The sequence below is a fragment of the Paracidovorax anthurii genome, from assembly GCF_003269065.1.
GTDB classification, from domain to species: domain Bacteria; phylum Pseudomonadota; class Gammaproteobacteria; order Burkholderiales; family Burkholderiaceae_C; genus Paracidovorax; species Paracidovorax anthurii.
In genome coordinates, this window is sequence record NZ_QLTA01000113.1 from 1 (window position 1) to 4,435 (window position 4,435).

Consider the following 4,435-nt stretch of genomic DNA (forward strand, 5'->3'; position numbering starts at 1 on the left):
CAAATGGACCTTGCGCCATTCACGCCGGTACTCGGCGCCATGCTTCTTGCGTTTCCACTCGCCTTCGCCCAGGAACTTGATGCCGGTGCTGTCCACCAGCAACTGCAGCGGCGATCTGCTTGGCTGGTAGCTCAGTTCGACCTGCAAGGTCTTCTGGCGTCGGCACACCGTGCTGAAGTCCGGCACCGGCCAGTCCAGCTTGGCCAGCCGCAGCAGGCTGTCCACCATGCCCAGCGCCTGCCGCAGGGGCTGGCCGAACAGGCACTTGATGCTCAAGCAAAACTGGATGGCTGCGTCCGAGAACGTCGGGCTGCGCCCGCGCTTGCCGTTCGGCTTGCCAAGCCACTGCATGCCTTCATCCAGCCACATCGTCAACGATCCTCGCGCCTTCAGCGCTGCGTTGTAGGCTTTCCAGTTCGTCGTGCGGTACTTGGTCCGCCTCTCGCTCTTTGCTTCCGTCACGCCTTCAGTCTATCGGTGTGGCCGGGGTGATTTGTGCAACAAAGCCGTACCGATGCAGGTTGTAGCTCAGCCCTGTCTCCTCATCCCACACCTGCCCCGGGTACCGCAGATCGAACCGCACCGCCTCTCCGTAGCTGCGCACTCCCGCTTCGCCACTCTGCGCATAGCCCGTCGCCCCGATAGTCGGGTTCGCCTCTCCAAATCCCGTGATCAGCCACTGCCACACCACCTGCCCCTGGGCATTGGTCAGCCGCCTCGGCGTATTCAGGTGGTCCGCATCGATCGCATACAGCCTCTCGTTGATCTGCGCGGCCACCGGCATCGGGCCCGAGGCCGTCGGCAACCGATCACCTCCGTGCTGTCCATCTCGCCTTGGGGGGCCGCGCTGTCGCTGCTCCTGCGGTTGCCGTACTGCCCCAGCACCGTGCTGCCGATGCCGTCTCTAGGATTGCCATCGGGAACCGGAGACGGCCGCAAGCCATATCTTTTCGAACTCCTCGGCGTCAAGTGTCTCGACGACGAACTGGGAATCAGCAGCTATATCAGATGCGGAAGGTACAGGCTTCTCACCCAAAATCGTCTTTTCACTTGATTGATCTTTACCTGCAAAGCCCAGTCTTTTATCTGCAAAAACTTCCACTTTCCTGACCTCGTAGCGGTCAGCATCCAACTCGCTCATGAGAAGCACGGGATCATTTGGATTCGCATGATTCCAGCGAACCTTCAAGTAGTTCATGTCAATTACTCCCGCTTCGAATGATTCGCCCCGTTAGATTGGGTGCTTCCTCGTTGGGGACAACGAAGACGCCATCGCGCCCCTTAACCACATTCAAGCCAGTGACATCAATTTCGACAAAATTGGTAAATCGCTGTCCCTGGAACGGCTGCCCTATGAAGCATCGTGAACCGTCCTTGCTCTTTCAGCGCCTGCAGCATCACCCGCTCTTCAGGCTGCAACTGCTGGAATCTTCTCGTCATCTTCACACCCTACCTCATGGGCCGGGTGTTGCATTTCAGATTTGAGACCGCCGACCACCAAGTCATTTCTTTGCTTGCCATCGTCCCCTTGCTTCTTTGAGGCTTTCATTGTTGGCACCGCCCGCGTAATCGGGGTCAGAGGATTGAACTGGATCATCCTCCCACCCACAAATATCGCATATTTCATACGCACCAACTTCACCCAGAGTGAACTGCTCACAGCATGGACACGGATTCAATTTTTCTGCCGAAGATTTTTTCATTGCTGATTCCAATAGTTAATCCCTTCTTTTGGTCGGAACATTGTCTTAGGTGCGCCATTCACACCTCGTACTAGAAATGTATTAGTGGCTTGATCATAAATTAACATCTCTGCCCCCCGCGCTTTAGTAAGGGCATCAGCTGGTGGATTAGCCACCAAAGACTTTGCGGTCTCTACATACTGCTTTGAATTGATTAGCTCTGGAAACTCTGCCGCATGCTTTTTCCAATGTCCAAATGCGTTTTCAACTGCTGATTTGCTCTTAGTTGCTGACCAAATCGGCACTATGTCTTGCGCCGCGCAAAACCCACCTGACTCCACCCCTTCCTGAATCGCCCCAACAACAGGTCTCAAGCGCGACACAGCCGCGGGAACCATGGCAGGCACCGACGAAACAGGCGATGTCGCACCGCTGGTCATGAACAGCGCGGCTTCAGTGACCCCCAATGTGGTCGGCACCAGCCATGGCGCATTGGCAAGTGCCCACGCACACGGCACGGCCAGTAGGCCAAAGCATAGGCCACGGGGGTCTGTGTAGCTCAGCGAATTCCCACCCACATACCCAAACCGATTCCACCCGCCCTCCAGCCCGATCGGGTCCGCCTGGATATACCTCCCGCTCCCCGCGTCGTAGTACTGATGCAGGTTGTAGCTCAGCCCAGCCCCGTCTCCTCATCCCACACCTGCCCCGGGTACCGCAGGTCGAACCGCACCGCCTCGCCGTAGCTGCGCAGGCCTGTTTCGCCACCCTGCGCATAGCCCGTCGCTCCCGTCGTCGGGTTCGCCTCTCCAAAGCCCGTGACCAGCCACTGCCACACCACCTGCCCCTGGGCATTGGTCAGGCGCCGCGGCGTGTTCAGGTGGTCCGCATCGATCGCATGCAGCCGGCCGTTGATCTGCGCGGCCACCGGCGTCGGGCAAGGGACCATCAGCGGCCACAGATGGCTTCCGTGCTGCCAATCTCCCCCGCTGGTGCCGCATTGGTGCTGCGGTTACTGCACTCTGCTCTAACCCGTGCTTTACTAACAACGGCCGTGCAACAACAAAGATTCGCCCTTCGCAATATTCGCAAAATATTTATTGAAATCCATCAAAAGTTCGCATCAACGAATACCTCAAATCATATATTCAAGACAGGCCCACTCTCATTGGCAGAGAACAGTCTAGTTTTTCTATCGGTTGCCGGCTCAAATCCACAATAGAAGTCATGTGCTTGTGCTTTGATGGCCAGCGATCTAGCGCCATCAGCGAGCTTAATCGCAGCATCATTCCTAGAAGCCTCATCAATATCAGAAGCCTCAAACAACACAGCCAATTCCCCCTTACCTTCAAAGCTCAAAATACGCAATAACGGACTTGATATACCAACCCCTCCAACCTCTATCAAATCAACTTTCAAAAACATAGATGCCGGTACCAGGCAGTTTCTCAACATGCTCACCAGCTCATGTTCGAGCCGCGATGCATCAATCGCTCCCACTTCGGTACCAGTTATCTCAAGAATATTTCCCTGTTGAATTATTTCACACACCAGACCATTAATATAATGGACCGAAATCCCATCAAAGACCAGCTCAATCAATCCATTCATGATTAGTCCAGAAATCCTTTAAATGATCCATCCATGTTAAGTCGCACACCACGACCATCGGGGAGTCTTTTTTCCAAAAACACAAGCCCATTGCCATTAACCTGCTCTGCAAAACTCCCTGGAGCACGAATCACATCATTTAGATGGGACACACCTTGGTTATTCCATGTTTTCATAGATCCCGTCATACTTCCCCATGTCTCAGGATTGCGGCCGGCATGTTTAGAAAGAGCATGACCAACAACAGTGCTACCTTTGTACGCTTCCTGTGCAGAAGAAAGGATGACGCTAGTTTCGGAGCTAGAGAGTCCCAGTGATGCACGCGAACAGTAAGCCCCAGACTCCATCCCGTGCGCAATCCCCTGCGCCACAGGCGTCATCCGCGACACCGTCGTCGGGATCTGCGCCACCAGCGGGCTCATGGGCGACACCACCGCCCCGTTGACGCCCGAGGCGCCCGCAATGAACTCCGTCAGCGCTGGCGCATACCGGTACAGCGCGCCCTGGGCCATGCTGTAAATGCGCGTGGCGACGTTGGCCATACCCATCAACAGAGGATGCAATCCATCCGGGTCCACCGCATTGAGTGGATCTGCACCCACATATCCGAACCGATTCCACCCGCCCCCCAGCCCGATCGGGTCCGCCTGGATATACCTCCCCGACTCCCGGTCATAGTACCGATGCAGGTTGTAGCTCAGCCCCGTCTCCTCGTCCCACACCTGCCCCGGATACCGCAGGTCGAACCGCACTGCTTCGCCGTAGCTGCGCAGCCCGCTTTCCCCGCTCTGCGCATAGCCCGTCGCCCCGGTGGTCGGGTTCGCCTCTCCAAATCCCGTGATCAGCCACTGCCACACGACTTGGCCTTGGGCATTGGTCAGCCGCCTCGGCGTGTTCAGGTGGTCCGCATCGATCGCATACAGCCTCCCGTTGATCTGCGCGGCCACCGGCATCGGGCCCGTCGCCGTCGGCAGCCAGATCACCTCCGTGCTGTCCGTCTCGCCTGGGGGGGCCGCGCTGTCGCCGCTTCGGCGGTTGCCATACTGCCCCAGCACCGTGCTGCCGATGCCGTCCTCCGCATACACCGTCTGCTGCGTGATGGCCGGGTTGTCTGCGCCCGAGAGCCGCGCGTCGCGCTTGAA

Annotated in this window: 9 protein-coding genes and 2 pseudogenes; all 11 read right to left on the reverse strand. The window is 57.2% G+C overall.

Annotated elements, in window-relative coordinates:
* Positions 1 to 462 (reverse strand): IS5 family transposase (locus tag AX018_RS24330; RefSeq protein ID WP_111882818.1); only part of this gene is annotated, 462 nt, incomplete at its 3' end.
* A gap of 4 nt (positions 463 to 466) precedes the next feature.
* Positions 467 to 805, reverse strand: a complete 339-nt coding sequence (locus AX018_RS24335) for an RHS repeat protein (protein WP_146749458.1) — start codon at positions 803 to 805, stop codon at positions 467 to 469.
* A gap of 99 nt (positions 806 to 904) precedes the next feature.
* Complete coding sequence (locus tag AX018_RS24340) at positions 905 to 1,198, reverse strand: DUF6881 domain-containing protein (RefSeq protein ID WP_111882813.1); 294 nt, start codon at positions 1,196 to 1,198, stop codon at positions 905 to 907.
* Between the two features lies 1 nt (position 1,199).
* Positions 1,200 to 1,358: pseudogene (locus AX018_RS26050) on the reverse strand (HYD1 signature containing ADP-ribosyltransferase family protein); the annotation flags it as partial.
* The gene (locus tag AX018_RS25970) at positions 1,306 to 1,440 is read right to left on the reverse strand and encodes a hypothetical protein (protein WP_281269575.1); all 135 of its coding nucleotides are present in this window, start codon (positions 1,438 to 1,440) and stop codon (positions 1,306 to 1,308) included. The pseudogene AX018_RS26050 and the gene AX018_RS25970, both read right to left, overlap by 53 nt.
* 62 nt (positions 1,441 to 1,502) lie before the next feature.
* Complete coding sequence (locus AX018_RS24350) at positions 1,503 to 1,703, reverse strand: CPCC family cysteine-rich protein (protein WP_111882815.1); 201 nt, start codon at positions 1,701 to 1,703, stop codon at positions 1,503 to 1,505.
* Positions 1,700 to 2,161, reverse strand: coding sequence for a hypothetical protein (locus AX018_RS24355; protein WP_245951837.1), 462 nt, complete (start codon positions 2,159 to 2,161; stop codon positions 1,700 to 1,702). The genes AX018_RS24350 and AX018_RS24355 overlap by 4 nt, the downstream gene beginning before the upstream one ends.
* A 117-nt stretch (positions 2,162 to 2,278) precedes the next feature.
* Positions 2,279 to 2,359 (reverse strand): annotated as a pseudogene (locus tag AX018_RS26055) (hypothetical protein); the annotation flags it as partial.
* Positions 2,356 to 2,631, reverse strand: a complete 276-nt coding sequence (locus tag AX018_RS24360; protein ID WP_146749459.1) for a hypothetical protein — start codon at positions 2,629 to 2,631, stop codon at positions 2,356 to 2,358. The pseudogene AX018_RS26055 and the gene AX018_RS24360, both read right to left, overlap by 4 nt.
* Positions 2,632 to 2,822: 191 nt before the next feature.
* Positions 2,823 to 3,293: a hypothetical protein gene (locus AX018_RS25065; RefSeq protein ID WP_146749460.1), complete on the reverse strand. Its 471-nt coding sequence runs from the start codon at positions 3,291 to 3,293 to the stop codon at positions 2,823 to 2,825.
* Between the two features lie 2 nt (positions 3,294 to 3,295).
* On the reverse strand, positions 3,296 to 4,435 hold a 1,140-nt coding region (locus AX018_RS24365), incomplete at its 5' end, for an RHS repeat-associated core domain-containing protein (RefSeq protein WP_146749461.1).

Coding starts and splice junctions, on each gene's coding strand:
- AX018_RS24340 (WP_111882813.1), bottom strand. CDS start 1,198: ATGAACTACTTGAAGGTTCGCTGGAATCATGCGAATCCAAATGATCCC.
- AX018_RS25970 (WP_281269575.1), bottom strand. CDS start 1,440: ATGACGAGAAGATTCCAGCAGTTGCAGCCTGAAGAGCGGGTGATGCTG.
- AX018_RS24350 (WP_111882815.1), bottom strand. CDS start 1,703: ATGAAAAAATCTTCGGCAGAAAAATTGAATCCGTGTCCATGCTGTGAG.
- AX018_RS24360 (WP_146749459.1), bottom strand. CDS start 2,631: ATGGTCCCTTGCCCGACGCCGGTGGCCGCGCAGATCAACGGCCGGCTG.
- AX018_RS25065 (WP_146749460.1), bottom strand. CDS start 3,293: ATGAATGGATTGATTGAGCTGGTCTTTGATGGGATTTCGGTCCATTAT.